This is a genomic window from Streptomyces sp. NPDC014676 (assembly GCF_043084105.1).
Classification (GTDB): Bacteria; Actinomycetota; Actinomycetes; order Streptomycetales; family Streptomycetaceae; genus Streptomyces.
Map to the genome: position 1 here is coordinate 20,887 of NZ_JBIBZI010000008.1, position 16,398 is coordinate 37,284.

The 16,398-nt window shown below is 71.0% G+C and carries 18 protein-coding genes; 7 read left to right on the forward strand and 11 right to left on the reverse strand.

Annotation, left to right across the window (positions count from 1 at the left end; genetic code table 11):
- Positions 1-59: 59 nt before the first annotated feature.
- The 4 genes from ACF1DX_RS22600 to ACF1DX_RS22615 all read right to left on the reverse strand — a co-directional run bounded on the left by ACF1DX_RS22600 (position 60) and on the right by ACF1DX_RS22615 (position 2,662).
- Entirely contained in the window at positions 60-578 is a 519-nt protein-coding gene (locus ACF1DX_RS22600; RefSeq protein WP_030858418.1) for a histidine phosphatase family protein, read from the reverse strand.
- Positions 579-643: 65 nt separating this feature from the next.
- A complete protein-coding gene (locus tag ACF1DX_RS22605; RefSeq protein ID WP_391792934.1) occupies positions 644-850 on the reverse strand; it encodes a hypothetical protein in 207 nt (68 codons plus the stop codon).
- Between the two features lie 154 nt (positions 851-1,004).
- Positions 1,005-1,121, reverse strand: coding sequence for an SGM_5486 family transporter-associated protein (locus ACF1DX_RS22610; RefSeq protein ID WP_107061254.1), 117 nt, complete (start codon positions 1,119-1,121; stop codon positions 1,005-1,007).
- Positions 1,122-1,351: 230 nt separating this feature from the next.
- Positions 1,352-2,662 carry a CynX/NimT family MFS transporter gene (locus tag ACF1DX_RS22615; protein WP_391792935.1) on the reverse strand — a complete coding sequence of 437 codons (1,311 nt, stop codon included), beginning with the start codon at positions 2,660-2,662 and terminating at the stop codon, positions 1,352-1,354.
- Between the two features lie 70 nt (positions 2,663-2,732).
- On the opposite strand from ACF1DX_RS22615, the gene ACF1DX_RS22620 reads away from it, so the two are divergent.
- The gene (locus ACF1DX_RS22620) at positions 2,733-3,425 is read left to right on the forward strand and encodes a FadR/GntR family transcriptional regulator (RefSeq protein ID WP_391792936.1); all 693 of its coding nucleotides are present in this window, start codon (positions 2,733-2,735) and stop codon (positions 3,423-3,425) included.
- 70 nt (positions 3,426-3,495) lie between these two features.
- Here the strand turns inward: ACF1DX_RS22620 and fabI are convergent, their stop codons facing one another.
- The 3 genes from fabI to ACF1DX_RS22635 form a co-directional block, all read right to left on the reverse strand.
- Positions 3,496-4,263 carry an enoyl-ACP reductase FabI gene (gene fabI / locus ACF1DX_RS22625; protein ID WP_085572619.1) on the reverse strand — a complete coding sequence of 256 codons (768 nt, stop codon included), beginning with the start codon at positions 4,261-4,263 and terminating at the stop codon, positions 3,496-3,498.
- A gap of 5 nt (positions 4,264-4,268) precedes the next feature.
- Positions 4,269-4,973, reverse strand: a complete 705-nt coding sequence (gene fabG / locus ACF1DX_RS22630; RefSeq protein WP_391792937.1) for a 3-oxoacyl-[acyl-carrier-protein] reductase — start codon at positions 4,971-4,973, stop codon at positions 4,269-4,271.
- Positions 4,974-5,218: 245 nt separating this feature from the next.
- A complete protein-coding gene (locus ACF1DX_RS22635; RefSeq protein WP_391792938.1) occupies positions 5,219-5,353 on the reverse strand; it encodes a hypothetical protein in 135 nt (44 codons plus the stop codon).
- A 286-nt stretch (positions 5,354-5,639) separates the two neighbouring features.
- Between ACF1DX_RS22635 and ACF1DX_RS22640 the strand changes: the two genes are divergently transcribed.
- The 3 genes from ACF1DX_RS22640 to tyrS all read left to right on the forward strand — a co-directional run bounded on the left by ACF1DX_RS22640 (position 5,640) and on the right by tyrS (position 9,890).
- A complete protein-coding gene (locus ACF1DX_RS22640) occupies positions 5,640-7,163 on the forward strand; it encodes a TldD/PmbA family protein (RefSeq protein ID WP_391792939.1) in 1,524 nt (507 codons plus the stop codon).
- Positions 7,160-8,554, forward strand: a complete 1,395-nt coding sequence (locus tag ACF1DX_RS22645) for a metallopeptidase TldD-related protein (protein WP_391792940.1) — start codon at positions 7,160-7,162, stop codon at positions 8,552-8,554. The genes ACF1DX_RS22640 and ACF1DX_RS22645 overlap by 4 nt, the downstream gene beginning before the upstream one ends.
- Before the next feature lie 67 nt (positions 8,555-8,621).
- A complete protein-coding gene (tyrS, locus tag ACF1DX_RS22650; protein ID WP_391792941.1) occupies positions 8,622-9,890 on the forward strand; it encodes a tyrosine--tRNA ligase in 1,269 nt (422 codons plus the stop codon).
- Positions 9,891-10,028: 138 nt separating this feature from the next.
- Here tyrS and ACF1DX_RS22655 read toward each other — a convergent pair whose 3' ends face one another.
- Positions 10,029-10,313, reverse strand: coding sequence for a GlsB/YeaQ/YmgE family stress response membrane protein (locus tag ACF1DX_RS22655; RefSeq protein WP_391792942.1), 285 nt, complete (start codon positions 10,311-10,313; stop codon positions 10,029-10,031).
- 243 nt (positions 10,314-10,556) lie between these two features.
- On the opposite strand from ACF1DX_RS22655, the gene ACF1DX_RS22660 reads away from it, so the two are divergent.
- A complete protein-coding gene (locus tag ACF1DX_RS22660) occupies positions 10,557-10,955 on the forward strand; it encodes a DUF3099 domain-containing protein (protein WP_391792943.1) in 399 nt (132 codons plus the stop codon).
- A 225-nt stretch (positions 10,956-11,180) separates the two neighbouring features.
- Complete coding sequence (locus ACF1DX_RS22665; protein ID WP_391793247.1) at positions 11,181-11,405, forward strand: hypothetical protein; 225 nt, start codon at positions 11,181-11,183, stop codon at positions 11,403-11,405.
- A gap of 47 nt (positions 11,406-11,452) precedes the next feature.
- Here the strand turns inward: ACF1DX_RS22665 and moaA are convergent, their stop codons facing one another.
- The 3 genes from moaA to ACF1DX_RS22680 all read right to left on the reverse strand — a co-directional run bounded on the left by moaA (position 11,453) and on the right by ACF1DX_RS22680 (position 14,583).
- Complete coding sequence (moaA, locus tag ACF1DX_RS22670) at positions 11,453-12,442, reverse strand: GTP 3',8-cyclase MoaA (protein ID WP_391792944.1); 990 nt, start codon at positions 12,440-12,442, stop codon at positions 11,453-11,455.
- A gap of 159 nt (positions 12,443-12,601) precedes the next feature.
- Complete coding sequence (locus tag ACF1DX_RS22675; protein WP_391792945.1) at positions 12,602-14,230, reverse strand: cation acetate symporter; 1,629 nt, start codon at positions 14,228-14,230, stop codon at positions 12,602-12,604.
- Entirely contained in the window at positions 14,227-14,583 is a 357-nt protein-coding gene (locus tag ACF1DX_RS22680) for a DUF485 domain-containing protein (protein ID WP_391792946.1), read from the reverse strand. The genes ACF1DX_RS22675 and ACF1DX_RS22680 overlap by 4 nt, the downstream gene beginning before the upstream one ends.
- A gap of 267 nt (positions 14,584-14,850) precedes the next feature.
- On the opposite strand from ACF1DX_RS22680, the gene ACF1DX_RS22685 reads away from it, so the two are divergent.
- On the forward strand, positions 14,851-16,380 hold the full coding sequence (locus ACF1DX_RS22685; RefSeq protein ID WP_391792947.1) for a S8 family serine peptidase: 1,530 nt from the start codon (positions 14,851-14,853) through the stop codon (positions 16,378-16,380).
- Positions 16,381-16,398 lie beyond the last annotated feature (18 nt).

The window sequence follows — 16,398 nt, forward strand, 5'->3', positions numbered from 1 at the left end:
GAGACGGGCGGGCCCGGCACCGACGGGCGTCGGGTGCCGGGCCCCTGCCGTGCCGGGTGTCACTCGGTGGGCGCCCAGTAGTCGACCAGCGTGCCGACGCCGGGTTCGAGGGTCTTCCAGGAGCCGGTGAAGGACAGGACTGCGAAGGCGGCGGCCGGGTAGCCGAGCCGGCTCATGCGCTCGCGGGCGTCGCCCTCCGCCGCGCCGGCCAGGATGTCGGCGAGTCCCTGGACGCCCGGGTTGTGGCCGACCAGGAGGACGTTCTGCGCGTCGTCGGGGGTTTCGTTGAGCAGGGCGATCAGCTCGCCGGGCGAGGCATCGTAGATCCGCTCCTCGTAGACGGTCTTCGGCCGCTCGGGAAACTCGTGGACCGCGAGCTTCCAGGTCTCACGGGTCCGGACCGCGGTGGAGCACAGGGCCAGGTCGAAGGCGATGCCGGTGTCGGCGAGCTTGCGCCCGGCGACGGCGGCGTCCATGCGGCCCCGCTCGGCGAGTGGGCGCTCATGGTCGGAGACCGGGGGCCAGTCTGCTTTCGCATGCCGGAAAAGGACAATCCTGCGGGGTTCTGCGACGCTCATGTGACCCAGCTTCGCATGAAACAGGCCATGGGGCGCAGGGAGTTGACCGGCGCTTCCGGGGGTGTTCAGCGGGCTATGAGCTGCTGCGCGCGCTCGACGAGGTGGGTGAGCGCGGGATCGCCGACGGCCGCGTGGGCGTCGGCGGGGTTGAGGACCAGGGTGAGCAGGGCGACGAAGGCGAGGGTGGGCAGGGCCAGGGCCCACCACGGCAGCCGGGTGGCGACGGCGCCCCGGGGAGCCGGGTGGGGCTGGGTGTGCGTGCGCGCCGACATGGGGCCTCCGCTCTTCGAGTGGTCCGTGGCCCGCGTCTCGCGGCCACATCTCGAAGGTACGGATTCCCGGGGGCCCGGCCCATCCGGTGACCCACCCACTTGACCCTGAGCCTGGCCCCCTAAGGGATGGGGGGGCCAGCACCACCATGGGGCGTCACGGGGCGAGGATTGTCGCGATCACGCCGATGACGATGAAGATGGCGAAGAACGCGCCGAAGACGAGCAGCATCTTCTTCTGGCCGTTCTGCGGGTTCGGGTCGAGGACTGGCATACGGCAAGTCTCGCACCTCGGTCGCCTGCGGCGGGCTTCGGGGGCGGGTGGCCTGGCGGCCGTGGCCTCCGGCGTCACGGCTTCGTCGGCCGGTTCGCCGGGGTGGCTTCCGGCCGTGGAGGGGCCGTTCGTTTCGCCCCCTCCGCCCCTTCCCTCCCCGTCCCTGGGGGCTCCGCCCCCAGACCCCCTTTGCGCAGCTCCCCGCGCCCCTGTGGCCCGGCCCCGTGCCTCTAAGGGGCCGTCGCCTCGTCCTCCACCGTGCGGTCGCGGCCTGCCAGGACGCCCACGATCATCTGGGGGATCATCAGGCCGGCCATCAGGGCGATCGGCAGCCCCCAGCCGCCGCTGTGCTGGTAGAGGACGCCCACCAGGAGCGGGCCGGGGATGGAGATCAGATAGCCGGTGCTCTGGGCGAAGGCCGACAGCTGGGCCACGCCCGCGCCGGTCCTGGCGCGCATCCCGACCATGGTGAGCGCCAGCGGGAAGGCGCAGTTCGCTATGCCCAGCAGCACCGCCCAGGCCCAGGCACCGGCGGCCGGCGCGAGGTACAGGCCCGCATAGCCGACGAGGCCGCTGACGCCCAGCGCGAGCACGATCGGGCCCTGGTGGGGCAGCCGGGTGGCGAGGCGCGGGATGACGAAGGCCAGGGGTACGCCCATCACCATGGTGACCGCGAGGAGCAGCCCGGCCGTGCCGGCGGGGACGCCCGCGTCCCGGAAGATCTGCGCCATCCAGCCCATGGTGATGTAGGCGGCGGTGGCCTGGAGCCCGAAGAAGACGGCCAGCGCCCAGGCGGTGCGGCTGCGGGTGATGCGCAGCCGCACCGGCGCCTCGGCGGGCACGTCCCGTCCGGCACGCGCCCCGTCGTGCTCCGGCTCCCGGGCTCGTACGAAGGGGATCCACGGCAGTACGGCGGCTGCCGCCAGGGCCGCCCACAGGGCGAGGCCCGAGCGCCAGTTCCCGCCCAGCGCGTCGGTCAGCGGCACGGTCACGGCCGCCGCCGTGGCGGTGCCCAGGGCGAGGGCCATGGAGTACAGGCCGGTCATGGAGCCGACCCGGTCGGGGAACCAGCGCTTGACGATGACCGGCATCAGGACGTTGCTGACGGCGATGCCCATCAGCGCCAGCGCGCTGGTGGCCAGGAACGCCGCCGTGCCGCCCACGTACGGGCGTATCAGCAGGCCGGCGCCGATGGCGACCATGCCGGCGCAGACCACCGCGCCCGCGCCGAACCGGCGGGCCAGCCGCGGCGCGGTGACGCCGAAGACGGCGAAGCACAGCGGGGGCACGGAGGTGAGCAGTCCGGCCACGCTCCCGCTCATGCCGAGCCCGTCGCGGACCTCCTCCAGCAGCGCGCCCAGGCTGGTGATGGCGGGGCGGAGGTTGAGCGCGGCCAGCACGATGCCGACGACGAGCAGTCGCGTCCGCCATGTGCGCGTGGCCTCTGCCCCGGGGACGGTCCGGGCTCCGGACGCGGCCGGTGTGCGTACGGTCGTGGACGTGATCGTCCGGTTCTCCTCGCTAGCCATGAAGCCCATCATAGAATCATGGGATGATTGGTTGTCCATGCCGAGGCCGCCGTGCGGCGTCCCTGTCGTGCGAAGGTGTGTCATGCCGTTGAGCCATCCCCGTCGTTCGGCCCTGTCCGAGCAGGTCATCGCCGCCCTGCGGGCCCAGATCACCTCGGGCGAGTGGCCGGTCGGCGCGCGCATCCCCACCGAGCCGGAACTGGTGGAGCAGCTGGGGGTGGCCCGCAACACGGTCCGCGAGGCCGTCCGCGCGCTGGCGCACAACGGGCTCCTGGACATCCGGCAGGGCTCGGGCACGTACGTGGTGGCCACGAGCGAGCTGGCGGGCGTGATGCACCGCCGTTTCGCCGACGCCGACCCCCGGCACATCGCCGAGCTGCGTTCGACCCTGGAGTCGGCGGCGGCGCGGCTGGCCGCCGAGCGGCGCACGGAGAAGGACCTCAAGCAGATCGACACCCTGCTGCTGCGCCGGGAGGAGGCCTGGGAGTCGGGTGAGGCGGAGGCGTTCGTGGCGGCGGACGCCACGTTCCACCTGGCGGTCGTGGCCGCCTCGCACAACGACGTGATGACCGCGATGTACGCGGATCTGAGCGAGGTGCTGCGGGACTGGCTGCGCGGCGACGTGGGCGAGGGCATGACCCCGGAGGCGCACATGGACCACGGCCGGCTGGTGGACGCGATCCGCGCGGGGGACGCGGCGACGGCGGCCGAGGAGGCCGCCGCCTACCCGTTCGTGTGCCGTCCGTGGCTGTCCGGTCCGCCCTCCGCCGGCTGACGCGCGCCGGGGGTGACAGCGCGAGGGCCCGCACCCCCGTACGAGATGCGGGCCCTCGCGAGGCGTCCGGTCAGGCGCCGATGGCGTGCAGACCGCCGTCCACGTGGACGATCTCGCCCGTGGTCTTCGGGAACCAGTCGCTCAGCAGGGCGACGACGCCCCGGCCGGCCGGCTCGGGGTCCTTCAGGTCCCACTCCAGCGGGGCGCGGGTGTCCCACACCGAGGCCAGCTCGCCGAAGCCCGGGATGGACTTGGCGGCCATGGAGCCGATCGGGCCCGCGGAGATCAGGTTGCAGCGGATGTTCTGCTTGCCCAGGTCACGGGCCATGTAACGGCTGGTGGCCTCCAGGGCGGCCTTGGCGGGGCCCATCCAGTCGTACTGCGGCCAGGCGTACTGCGCGTCGAAGGTGAGGCCGACGACCGAGCCGCCGTTCTGCATCAGCGGCAGGCAGGCCATGGTCAGCGACTTCAGGGAGTACGCCGAGACGTGCATGGCGGTGGCGACCGACTCGAACGGCGTGTTCAGGAAGTTGCCGCCGAGCGCGTCCTGCGGCGCGAAGCCGATGGAGTGCACGACGCCGTCGAGGCCGCCCAGTTCCTCGCCGACCACGTCGGCCAGCCGGCCCAGGTGCTCGTCGTTGGTGACGTCGAGCTCGATGACCTTGGTGGGCTTGGGGAGCTTCTTGGCGATGCGCTCGGTCAGGGTGGGCCGCGGGAACGCGGTCAGGATGATCTCGGCGCCCTGCTCCTGGGCCAGCTTGGCCGTGTGGAAGGCGATGGAGGACTCCATCAGCACACCGGTGATCAGGACGCGCTTGCCCTCGAGAATTCCGCTCATGTCGTTCAGTGACCCATTCCCAGTCCGCCGTCAACGGGAATGACGGCTCCAGTGATGTACGAGGCGTCGTCCGAGGCGAGGAACCGCACCGCCGCGGCGATCTCCTCCGGCTGCGCGTACCGGCCGAGCGGCACCTGCGACACGATGTTCGCCCGCTGGTCGTCGGTGAGCACCTTGGTCATGTCGGTGTCGACGAAGCCGGGCGCGACGACGTTGAAGGTGATGTTGCGCGACCCCAGCTCACGGGCGAGGGAGCGCGCGAAGCCGACCAGGCCGGCCTTGGAGGCGGCGTAGTTCGCCTGCCCCGCGGAGCCGAGCAGTCCGACCACCGAGGAGATCAGCACGACGCGGCCCTTCTTGGCGCGCAGCATGCCGCGGTTGGCGCGCTTGACGACCCGGAAGGTGCCGGTGAGGTTGGTGTCGACGACCGAGGTGAAGTCCTCCTCGGACATGCGCATCAGGAGCTGGTCCTTGGTGACACCGGCGTTGGCCACGAGCACCTCGACGGGGCCGTGCGCCTCCTCGATCTCCTTGTAGGCCTGCTCCACCTGCTCGGGGTCGGTGATGTCGCACCGGACGGCGAGGAAGCCGGCCGGCGGCTCCCCCGAGCGGTATGTGATGGCGACCTTGTCGCCGGCGTCGGCGAACGCGCGGGCGATGGCGAGGCCGATGCCCCGGTTGCCTCCGGTGACGAGAACCGAGCGGCTCAACGGATCACCCTTTCGATAGCGGTCTGGTGCACCGCCCGGACACCTGGATGACAGGCGGCTACCCCGAAAACCTATCGGTCCCGGTCCCGCCCGGGACATCGGGGCACCGACAGTGGCTCCCGTGGCCTCCTGTCGGGTTCCTACAGTTCGTGGCCCCGGTCAGTCCGTCATACCGGGTGCGTGGGTTGACAGCCCTTCGGCGCGAGCGGTCTCGAGCATCCCGCGGTCGTAGGTCACCAGGGCGGTCAGGTCCTCCCGCAGGGAAAGGCACTCGCCACGTGAAGCGCGTCCAGCGTCCTCAGGCGCCCGGCCGGCGGAGCCGCCGTGGCGAAGACCGCGCTGGGGTTGCAGGAGAACTCGCGGACGGAAATGGTGCTCATACCGCGCTCCCCTCACAGCAGGCAGGTTGTGCGTACATATCCCTGAGAGTACGTACATCTGTCCCGCCGTGGTCGCTTTCACGGGGGTGCCGCCACCACGTGCGGTGTCGACCGACTCGGCCAGTGCCTCGATGTCCGCGGCCAGGTTCCTCCAACCGCGACGAGGAAGCCGGTACTGCCGCCCGTCCTCGCGCTTCGGTTTTTTCGGCGAAGTCCGGGGAGCGGGACATGGTTCACTGCCTCCGACGGTCACGACAGGCAAGCGTCCGAAGGGATCTCCCCAACCGTGCCCCATGAAATCGATCAGTCGTTTCTGGCATTGCCCCTGCGTGCCCTCGCCGACGCCGCGCTCGCACGCGCGCGGGCGCTCGGGGCGGAGCACGCGGACTTCCGCCTGGAGCGGGTGCGCAACGCGTCCTGGCGGTTCCGGGACGCCAAGCCGGCGGGGTCGTCGGACACCACCGACCTCGGCTACGCGGTGCGCGTGGTGCACGGCGGGACCTGGGGGTTCGCGTCCGGGGTGGACCTGACCCTGGACGCCGCCGCCAAGGTCGCCTCGCAGGCGGTGGCGATGGCGAAGCTGTCCGCTCAGGTGATCCGGGCGGCGGGGTCGGACGAGCGGGTGGAGCTGGCCGACGAGCCGGTGCACGCCGAGAAGACCTGGGTGTCGTCGTACGAGCTCGATCCGTTCGCCGTGCCCGACGAGGAGAAGGCCGGGCTGCTGGCCGAGTGGAGCGCGCGGCTGCTGGCGGCGAACGGGGTGGACCACGTCGACGCCTCGCTGCTCACCGTGCACGAGAACAAGTTCTACGCCGACACCGCCGGGACCGTGACCACGCAGCAGCGGGTGCGGCTGCACCCGGTGTTCACGGCCGTGTCCGTCGACGGCTCCAGCGGTGAGTTCGACTCCATGCGGACCCTCGCGCCGCCCGCCGGCCGGGGCTGGGAGTACCTGACGGGCACCGGCTGGGACTGGGACGACGAGCTGGGACGGATTCCGGAGCTGCTCGCCGAGAAGATGCGGGCGCCGAGCGTCGAGGCGGGGCTGTACGACCTGGTGGTGGACCCGTCCAACCTGTGGCTGACCATCCACGAGTCCATCGGGCACGCCACCGAGCTGGACCGGGCGCTCGGCTACGAGGCGGCCTACGCCGGGACCTCGTTCGCCACCTTCGATCTGCTGGGCAAGCTGAGGTACGGCTCCGAGCTGATGAACGTCACCGGTGACCGCACGGCCGAGCACGGGCTCGCCACCATCGGCTACGACGACGAGGGCGTCGAGGCGCAGTCCTGGGACCTGGTGAAGGACGGCACGCTGGTCGGCTACCAGCTCGACCGGCGGATCGCGAGGCTGACCGGGTTCGAGCGGTCCAACGGGTGCGCGTTCGCGGACTCCCCCGGCCATGTGCCGGTGCAGCGCATGGCCAATGTGTCGCTGAAACCTGATCCGGCCGGGATGTCGACGGAGGACCTGATCGGGGGCGTGGACCGGGGCATCTACGTCGTCGGTGACCGGTCGTGGTCGATCGACATGCAGCGGTACAACTTCCAGTTCACCGGGCAGCGCTTCTACCGGATCGAGAACGGACGGCTCGCGGGGCAGTTGCGGGACGTCGCCTACCAGGCCACGACCACCGACTTCTGGGGCTCCATGGCGGCGGTCGGCGGTCCGCAGACGTACGTCCTGGGCGGTGCCTTCAACTGTGGCAAGGCCCAGCCGGGGCAGGTCGCGGCGGTCTCGCACGGCTGCCCGTCCGCCCTCTTCAAGGGAGTCAACATCCTCAACACGACCCAGGAGGCCGGGCGATGAGCGCACGCACCAGTAAGCCGTACGAGATCGTCGAGCGCGCCCTCGAACTGTCCCGGGCCGACGGCTGTGTCGTGATCGCCGACGAGGAGTCCACCGCCAATCTGCGCTGGGCGGGCAACGCGCTCACCACGAACGGTGTCACGCGCGGGCGCACGCTCACCGTGATCGCCACGGTGGACGGGGCGCGGGGCACGGCCTCCGGGGTGGTGTCCCGGTCCGCGGTGACCGTGGACGAGCTGGAGCCGCTGGTGCGGGCCGCCGAGGCCGCCGCGCGGGGCGCGGGTCCGGCCGAGGACGCGCAGCCGCTGGTCACGGGGGTGGCCCCGTCGCCCGAGTTCACCGAGGCGCCCGCCGAGACCTCCTCCGCCGTGTTCGCCGACTTCGCGCCGGCGCTGGGCGAGGCGTTCGCACGCGCGCGTGCCGGCGGCCGGGAGCTGTACGGCTTCGCCAACCACGAGATGGTCTCCAGCTACCTCGGCACGTCGACGGGGCTGCGGCTGCGGCACGACCAGCCGAACGGGACCCTGGAGCTGAACGCCAAGTCGCCGGACCGTACGCGGTCGGCGTGGGCGGGGCGCTCCACGCGGGACTTCAAGGACGTCGACCCCGCGGCGCTCGACGCGGAGCTGGCCGTACGGCTGGGCTGGGCCGAGCGGCGCCTGGAGCTGCCCGCGGGCCGGTACGAGACGCTGCTGCCGCCGACCGCGGTGGCGGACCTGCTGATCTACCAGCTCTGGTCGGCGTCGGGGCGGGACGCGGCCGAGGGGCGCACGGTGTTCTCCAAGCCGGGCGGCGGCACCCGGGTCGGCGAGCGGCTGGCCGAGCTGCCGCTGACCCTGCGCAGCGACCCGGACGAGCCGGGCCTGGAGTCGGCGCCGTTCGTGATCGCGCACTCCTCCGGCGGCGACCAGTCGGTGTTCGACAACGGGCTGCCGCTGTCGGCGACGGAGTGGATCCGCGAGGGCGAGCTGAGGCATCTGACCACCAGCCGGCACGGCGCGGGCCTGACCGGGCTGCCGACGGCGCCCGCGATCGACAACCTGATCCTGGACGGGGGCGACGACCGCTCCCTGGAGGAGATGGTCGCGGCCACCGAGCGGGGGCTGCTGCTGACCTGCCTGTGGTACATCCGCGAGGTCGACCCGGCGACGCTGCTGCTCACCGGGCTGACCCGGGACGGTGTCTACCTCGTCGAGAACGGTGAGGTCACCGGTGAGGTGAACAACTTCCGGTTCAACGAGTCGCCGGTGGACCTGCTGGGCCGGGCGGCGGAGGCGGGGCGTACGGAGAAGACGCTGCCCAGGGAGTGGGGCGACTGGTTCACCAGGGCCGCGATGCCGGCGCTGCGCGTCCCCGATTTCAATATGAGCTCTGTCAGCCAGGGCGTATAACCTCGTAGGCGTTCCCCGGTCGGCCGTCGTCCGACCGGCCGAAGATCATCAAGGAGACACGAGAACCGTGACGGACATCGTCGACGAGCTGAAGTGGCGCGGGCTGTTCGCCCAGTCCACCGACGAGGACGCTTTGCGCAAGGCGCTCGCGGACGGTCCCGTCACGTTCTATTGCGGTTTCGACCCGACCGCGCCGTCGCTGCACGTGGGGCATCTGGTGCAGGTGCTCACCCTGCGCCGGCTCCAGCAGGCCGGTCACCGGCCGCTGGCGCTGGTCGGCGGGGCCACGGGCCAGATCGGCGACCCGCGGCCGACGGCCGAGCGCACGCTGAACTCGCCGGAGACGGTCGCGGGCTGGGTCGAGCGGCTGCGCGGCCAGATCGAGCCGTTCCTGACCTTCGAGGGCGAGAACGCGGCCACGATGGTCAACAACCTCGACTGGACGCAGAACCTCTCCGCGATCGAGTTCCTGCGGGACATCGGCAAGCACTTCCGCGTCAACAAGATGCTGACCAAGGACTCGGTCGCCCGGCGCCTCGAGTCCTCCGAGGGCATCAGCTACACGGAGTTCAGCTACCAGCTGCTCCAGGCGATGGACTTCCTCCAGCTCTACCGGCGCTACGGCTGCACGATGCAGCAGGGCGGCAGCGACCAGTGGGGCAACCTCACGGCCGGTCTCGACCTGCTGCACCGGCTGGAGCCGGAGGCGTCCGTCCACGCCTACGCCACGCCGCTGATGACGAAGGCGGACGGCACCAAGTTCGGCAAGACCGAGGGCGGCGCCGTCTGGCTCGACCCGGAGATGACGACACCGTACGCGTTCTACCAGTTCTGGCTGAACGTGGACGACCGGGACATCTCGGGCTACATGCGGATCCTGTCCTTCAGGTCCCGCGAGGAGCTGGAGGAGCTGGAGCGGCAGACGGAGGAGCGTCCGCAGGCCCGTGCCGCGCAGCGCGCGCTGGCGGAGGAGCTGACGACGCTGGTGCACGGCGCCGACCAGACGGCCGCCGTGATCGCCGCGTCCAGGGCCCTCTTCGGGCAGGGCGAGCTGACCGAGCTGGACGACCGCACGCTGGCGGCGGCGCTCTCCGAGGTGCCGCACGTCAAGGTGGCCGAGCTGGGTCAGGTGGTCGACCTGTTCGCCGAGGTCGGTCTGGTGCCGAGCAAGTCGGCCGCGCGGCGCACGGTGAAGGAGGGCGGCGCCTACGTGAACAACGTCAAGGTCACCGCCGAGGACGCCGTCCCCGCGAAGGAGGACCTGCTGCACGGGCGCTGGCTGGTGCTGCGCCGGGGCAAGAAGAACCTGGCCGCGGTGGAGGTCACGGCCGGCTGAGCCGACGGACTGGTGCGGGGCGGTTTCCGGCGTGTGCCGGAGACCGCCCCTTCGTCGTACGCCGGAAACCGCCTCGTCGTACGCCGTCGTCGCACGCCGTCATCGCCGTACGCCGTCATCGCCGCCGTACGTGCCGGGTCAGACCCGTTGCCGCTGGTGCTTCCTGCGCTGCATCGCGGTGTACAGCATCTCCGCGAGCAGGACGACGACGATCGCCGCGCCCAGCTGGAAGATGTGCCGGCCCCAGTCGATGCCCCGTGTCTCCTCGATCCCGAAGCCCCGCGCGATGGCGTTGCCCACGACGGCGCCGATCATTCCGCAGATGGTGGCCAGCCACAGCGGGATGTGCTGCTTGCCGGGGATCACCGCCTTGGCGATCAGGCCGAGCACGAATCCCACGATGATCGCCCACAACCAGCCCATGGCTGCCTCCTCGTACGGCTTGACGCGAGCATTACGGCCAGTGTCGGCCGAGACGCGGTACGCCGCATGTCGGGCATGCCGTACGCGCTACGGCGCAGACGGTGCGCCACGGGGCGGGGCGACCCGCTCTCGTGACCCGGCCGGGCGCGGCGTAACGTGGACATGTCCGGACCCGGTGTCACGGAACGGGGCGGCGGCCGGTCAGGTACGGGAAGGTCCGATGCGGGCGGATGGTGGAATGTGATGCGGAAGCAGCATGGCGGTGGCAGCGCCCAGGTGTTCCGGATCACCGGTGCCCGGACGGGCCTCCAGGAGGACGTACGGGGGCGGCAGCGCCGGTATGTGATCTCGATGGCCGTCCGTACGGTCTCGGTCATCCTCGCGGCGACGCTGTGGAACGTGGAGCGGCACGTCGCGATCGTGGCGCTGGTGCTCGGGGCGGTCCTGCCGTACATCGCGGTGGTGATCGCCAACGCCGGGCGCGAGAACGCGCCGTCCCTGCCGTCGACCTTCGTGACGATGCCGATGAAGCCGATGATCGCGCCGTCGCGGACGAATGACGGTTCCGCGGAATCCGATGCGGAAGATGTGGCGTCACAGGCGGTGCCGGGCGCACGAACGGAGCGGCCCGAGGGGTCGTGAAGACCGGGGCGTGAGCGCGGACCGCGGCAAGCGGAAGGCGCTTACCCGCCAAGCTCAGGAAAAGCTCAGATCAATCATGTTGTTCCGGTGCCGGGGGCGGGGTGACCCGTGACATACTTCGTACGCGCTCCGCATCCCCCGTCGGAGCGACGGACCGACGCCGGGCAGCTCCCCCCGTGGCTGCTCGGCGTCGCCTTTTCCGGGCGGGTTAGGGTCGGTGGTGTGATGCTCCCCGATCCCGAGACACCGATCTGTTCCGCCAAGGGTTGCCGCGCCGCCGCCGTGTGGGTGCTCGCCTGGAACAACCCCAAGCTGCACACGCCGGAGCGCCGCAAGACCTGGCTCTCCTGCGAGGAGCACCGCGAGCATCTGTCGCAGTTCCTCGGGGTGCGCGGATTCCTGAAGGACGTCGTCCGGTTCGAGGAGTGGGAGGCTCCGGAAGGGGCCTAGCGCTCTCGGCCGCCGATGGTGTCCTCTCAGCCCTCGATGGTGTCCTCTCAGCCCCCGATCGCGGACATGGGGCGGTCCGGCTGGACGAAGGCCGGGTCGTCCAGGCCCGCTCCCGCCTTCTTGCCCCACATCGCCAGCTTCCAGATGCGGGCGATCTCCTCGTCGGGGGCGCCGGAGCGCAGGGCCGCGCGGAGGTCGGTCTCCTCGGTGGCGAACAGGCAGGTGCGTATCTGTCCGTCGGCCGTCAGGCGGGTGCGGTCGCAGGCCGCGCAGAAGGGGCGGGTGACGGAGGCGATGACGCCGACGCGGTGCGGGCCGCCGTCGACCAGCCAGCGCTCGGCCGGTGCGGAACCGCGCGCCTCGTCGCCCTCGGGGGTCAGCTCGAAGCGGGTGCGCAGGGAGGCCAGGATGTCCCCGGCGGTGATCATGCCCTCGCGCTTCCAGCCGTGCTGGGCGTCGAGCGGCATCTGCTCGATGAAGCGCAGCTCGTAGTCGTGCTCCACGGCCCAGGCGAGGAGGTCGGGGGCCTCGTCGTCGTTGAGCCCCGGCATCAGGACCGAATTGACCTTCACCGGGGTCAGGCCGGCCTCGCGGGCCGCGTGGAGGCCGTCGAGGACGTCCTGGTGGCGGTCGCGGCGGGTGAGGGTCTTGAAGACGTCCGGGCGGAGCGTGTCCAGGGAGACGTTGACCCGGTCCAGGCCCGCCTCCTTCAGGGCGGGCGCGATACGGCGGAGCCCGATACCGTTGGTGGTGAGGGACGTCTGCGGGCGGGGTTCCAGGGCGGCGACGCGCTCGACGATGCCGGCCAGGCCGGGGCGGAGCAGCGGCTCACCGCCGGTGAAGCGGACCTCCTCGATGCCGAGGGAGGTGACGGCGATGCCGACGAGGCGGACGATCTCGCCGTCGGTGAGCAGATCGGACTTGGCCAGCCATTGCAGGCCCTCCTCGGGCATGCAGTAGGTGCAGCGCAGATTGCAGCGGTCGGTGAGCGAGACCCTCAGATCAGTGGCCACTCGGCCGTAGGTGTCGATGAGCACGTGGGCCCCCTCCCTCGACGCGGATCACTCGTGCCCGGCTGCCTCCGAGCCTACGTGACGCCACCGACAACCTCGGCGACCGGATGTGACGAGATGCGGGACGGCCGCGTCGTGGGGACCTCCAGGGGTCTCTACGACGCGGCCGCGCGGTGCTGCGGATCAGTGGGCGCCGGTGCCGGTCAGGGACCGGACCTCCAGCTCCGCGTACTTCTTGACGTCGGGCTCCTCCTTCGACAGGACGGTGCCGAGCCAGCCCATCGCGAAACCGAACGGGATGGAGATGATGCCCGGGTTCTTCAGCGGGAACCAGGCGAAGTCGACGTCGGGGAACATCGCCTTGGGGTCGCCGGACACCACGGGCGAGAACAGCACCAGGCCGACGGCGACGATCAGACCGCCGTAGATCGACCACAGTGCGCCCTGGGTGGTGAACCGCTTCCAGAACAGGCTGTAGAGGATGGTCGGCAGGTTGGCGGAGGCGGCGACCGCGAAGGCCAGCGCGACCAGGCCGGCCACGTTCAGGTCGCGGGCGAGGGCGCCGAGCGCGATGGAGACGACGCCGATGGCTACGGTCGCCCAGCGGGCCGCCCGCATCTCCTCCTTCTCGGTGGCCTGCCCCTTGCGGATGACGTTGGCGTAGATGTCGTGCGCGAAGGAGGACGACGAGGCCAGGGTCAGTCCGGCGACCACGGCGAGGATCGTCGCGAAGGCGACCGCCGAGATGGTGGCGAGCAGGATCGCGCCCCAGGCCGAGTCGACGCCGCCCAGGTGCAGCGCGAGCAGCGGGGCCGCCGTGTTGCCGGACGGGTTGGAGGCGATGATCTCGTCCTGGGAGATCAGCGCGGCGGCGCCGAAGCCGAGGGCGATGGTCATCAGGTAGAAACCGCCGATGATGCCGATGGCCCAGTTCACGGACTTCCGGGCGGCCTTGGCGTTGGGCACCGTGTAGAAGCGGATCAGGATGTGCGGCAGACCGGCGGTGCCGAGCACCAGGGCGATGCCGAGGGAGATGAAGTCCAGCTTGGTGGTGCCGTCGGCGCCGTACTGCAGGCCGGGCTCGAGGAAGGCGTCGCCCTTGCCGCTGTTCTCGGCGGCGCTGCCCAGCAGGTCGGAGATGTTGAAGTTGAACTTCAGCAGCACCAGGAACGTGATGAGGAGCGTGCCGCCGATGAGCAGCACGGCCTTGACCATCTGGACCCAGGTGGTGCCCTTCATGCCGCCGATGGAGACGTACACGATCATCAGGAGGCCGACGAGCGCGACGATGAGGATCTTGCCGGCGTCGGAGGTGATGCCGAGCAGCAGCGAGACGAGGACGCCCGCGCCCGCCATCTGGGCCAGCAGGTAGAAGATCGACACGACGATGGTGGAGGTGCCGGCGGCGGTGCGCACCGGGCGCTGGCGCATGCGGTAGGCGAGGACGTCGCCCATGGTGTAGCGGCCGGAGTTGCGCAGCGGCTCGGCGACCAGCAGCAGGGCCACCAGCCAGGCGACCAGGAAGCCGATGGAGTACAGGAAGCCGTCGTAGCCGAAGAGGGCGATGGCGCCCGCGATGCCGAGGAAGGACGCGGCCGACATGTAGTCGCCGGAGACCGCGAGTCCGTTCTGGAAGGCGCTGAACTGGCGTCCGCCCGCGTAGAAGTCGGCGGCGTCCTTGGTCTGCCGACCCGCCCAGACGGTGATGCCGAGGGTGGCGAGGACGAACAGCGCGAACAGGGTGATGATGAGTCCGCGGTGTTCGCTGGCCTCGTTCGCGGCGAGGGTGACATGGGTGATCGCGGGGCTCATGCGCCGCCCTCCATACGGGTCTTGATGGCCTCGGCCTTGGGGTCGAGCTCGGCGGCGGCGTGCCGGGAGTACCACCACGCGATGAGGAACGTGGTGACGAACTGCAGGACGCCGAAGACGAGGGCGACGTTGATGTTGCCGAACAGCTTGGTGCCCATGAAGTCGCCCGCGTAGTTGGAGAGCAGGACGTACAGCAGGTACCAGACGATGAACGCGATGGTCAGCGGGAAGGCGAAGGAGCGGTAGGAGCGGCGCAGTTCACCGAACTCAGCGCTCTCCTGCACCTCGGTGAACTCCTCCGGGGTGGGGAGTTTGTGTTGTTCCTTCGAGGGGGGCGGTGCTTCGGCGGCCACGGGGTCTCCTCGCGGTGCGGTTCGGTTCGGGCGGGGACGAAAGGCGAGTGTCCTCGCGCTTCCTGCCCAAGGGCACGGCGCCACGCGAGGACCGGTTCAACTCTCCGCCGTTCTTTTCCTCTGGCGTTTTCCGAAGACGTTGCCGGCAAAACATTGCTGACCAGCGAGAGCGCGGGATAGCTTCACCCTGCACCACCCCGTCATGTACCTGCCCGAGCACCACCCGTGTCTCGGGCCGGTTTCGTTTCCGGATGATGTGGAGAACCCATGGCTCATCTGCGTTCCAGACGCCGGCTCGCCCTCGCCGTGCCCGTCGTGCTGTCCCTGACCGCCTCGCTCGGTTTCCTGCCGGCGGCGGCCTCGGCGGCCCCCCGGGCGGTTTCGGCCGAGCAGGCGACGGACGCTCCCGCCCTGGCGTACGTCGTCAACACCAAGGCGGACCGCCGCACGATCGCGTCGGTGGAGCGGGCGATCGCCGCGGCCGGCGGAAAGGTCGTGGTCACGTACGACAGGATCGGCGTGATCGTCGTCCACTCGGCGAACCCCGACTTCGGTAAGGAGATCCGCGCGGCGCGCGGGGTCCAGTCGGCCGGCGCCACCCGCACCGCGCCGCTGACCGCGGCCGGGACGACGGACGAGGGCGCCGCCGACTTCGTGACCGCCGCCGAGGCCGCGCGGACGGAGGCCGCCTCCGCGCGGACCCCCGGCAGCGAGCCGCTCGAGGCCGACCAGTGGGACCTGCGGGCGATCGGCGCCGACAAGGCCGCGAAGATCGACGACGGCAGCCGGGGGGTGACCGTCGCCGTGATCGACACCGGCGTCGACGACACCCACCCGGACCTCGCCCCGAACTTCTCCGCCGCCCAGTCGGCCAACTGCGTCGGCGGCAAGGCGGACACCAGCGAGGGCGCCTGGCGGCCGTACACGGCCGACGACTACCACGGCACCCATGTGGCCGGTGAGATCGCCGCGGCCCGCAACGGCGTCGGCGTCGCCGGTGTCGCCCCCGGCGTCAAGGTGGCCGGCATCAAGGTCAGCGACCCGGACAACGGCCTGTTCTACCCGGAGAACGTCGTCTGCGCGTTCGTGTTCGCCGCCGACCACGGCGTGGAGATCACGAACAACAGCTACTACGTCGACCCGTGGCTCTACAACTGCGTGGACGACCCGGACCAGAGGGCGATCGTCGACGCGGTCAACCGCGCCCAGCTGTACGCGCAGAAGAAGGGCACGCTGCACCTCGCCTCGGCCGGCAACTCCAACCACGACCTGGCCTCCGACGCGATCGTCGACGACTCCAGCCCCGACGACTCCACGCCGGTGACGCGCACCATCGACCCGAGCGAGTGCTTCGACGTGCCGACCCAGCTCCCGGGCATCGTCACCGTCAGCGCGACGGGCGTGCAGAACCTCAAGTCGTACTACTCCACGTACGGCAAGGGCGTCGTCGACGTCGCCGCGCCGGGCGGCGACCGCCGCTACCAGCTTCCGGACACGCCGTCGAAGGACGGCCGCATCCTGTCCACCATGCCGAACGGCGAGTACGCCTGGCTGCAGGGCACCTCGATGGCCTCCCCGCACGCCGCCGGTGTCGCCGCGCTGCTGAAGTCCAAGCACCCGTGGGCCTCCCCCGCCCGGCTGCAGGCGCTGCTGAAGGCCCAGGCGAACAACCCGGGCTGCCCCGAGACCTACGACCAGGACGGCGACGGCGCGCAGGACGCGACCTGCGAGGGCGGCCGCCGGGTCAACGGCTTCTACGGCTTCGGCATCGTCGACGCGCTGCGCGCCGTCAAGTGACCCGTTCCTCACCGCGCT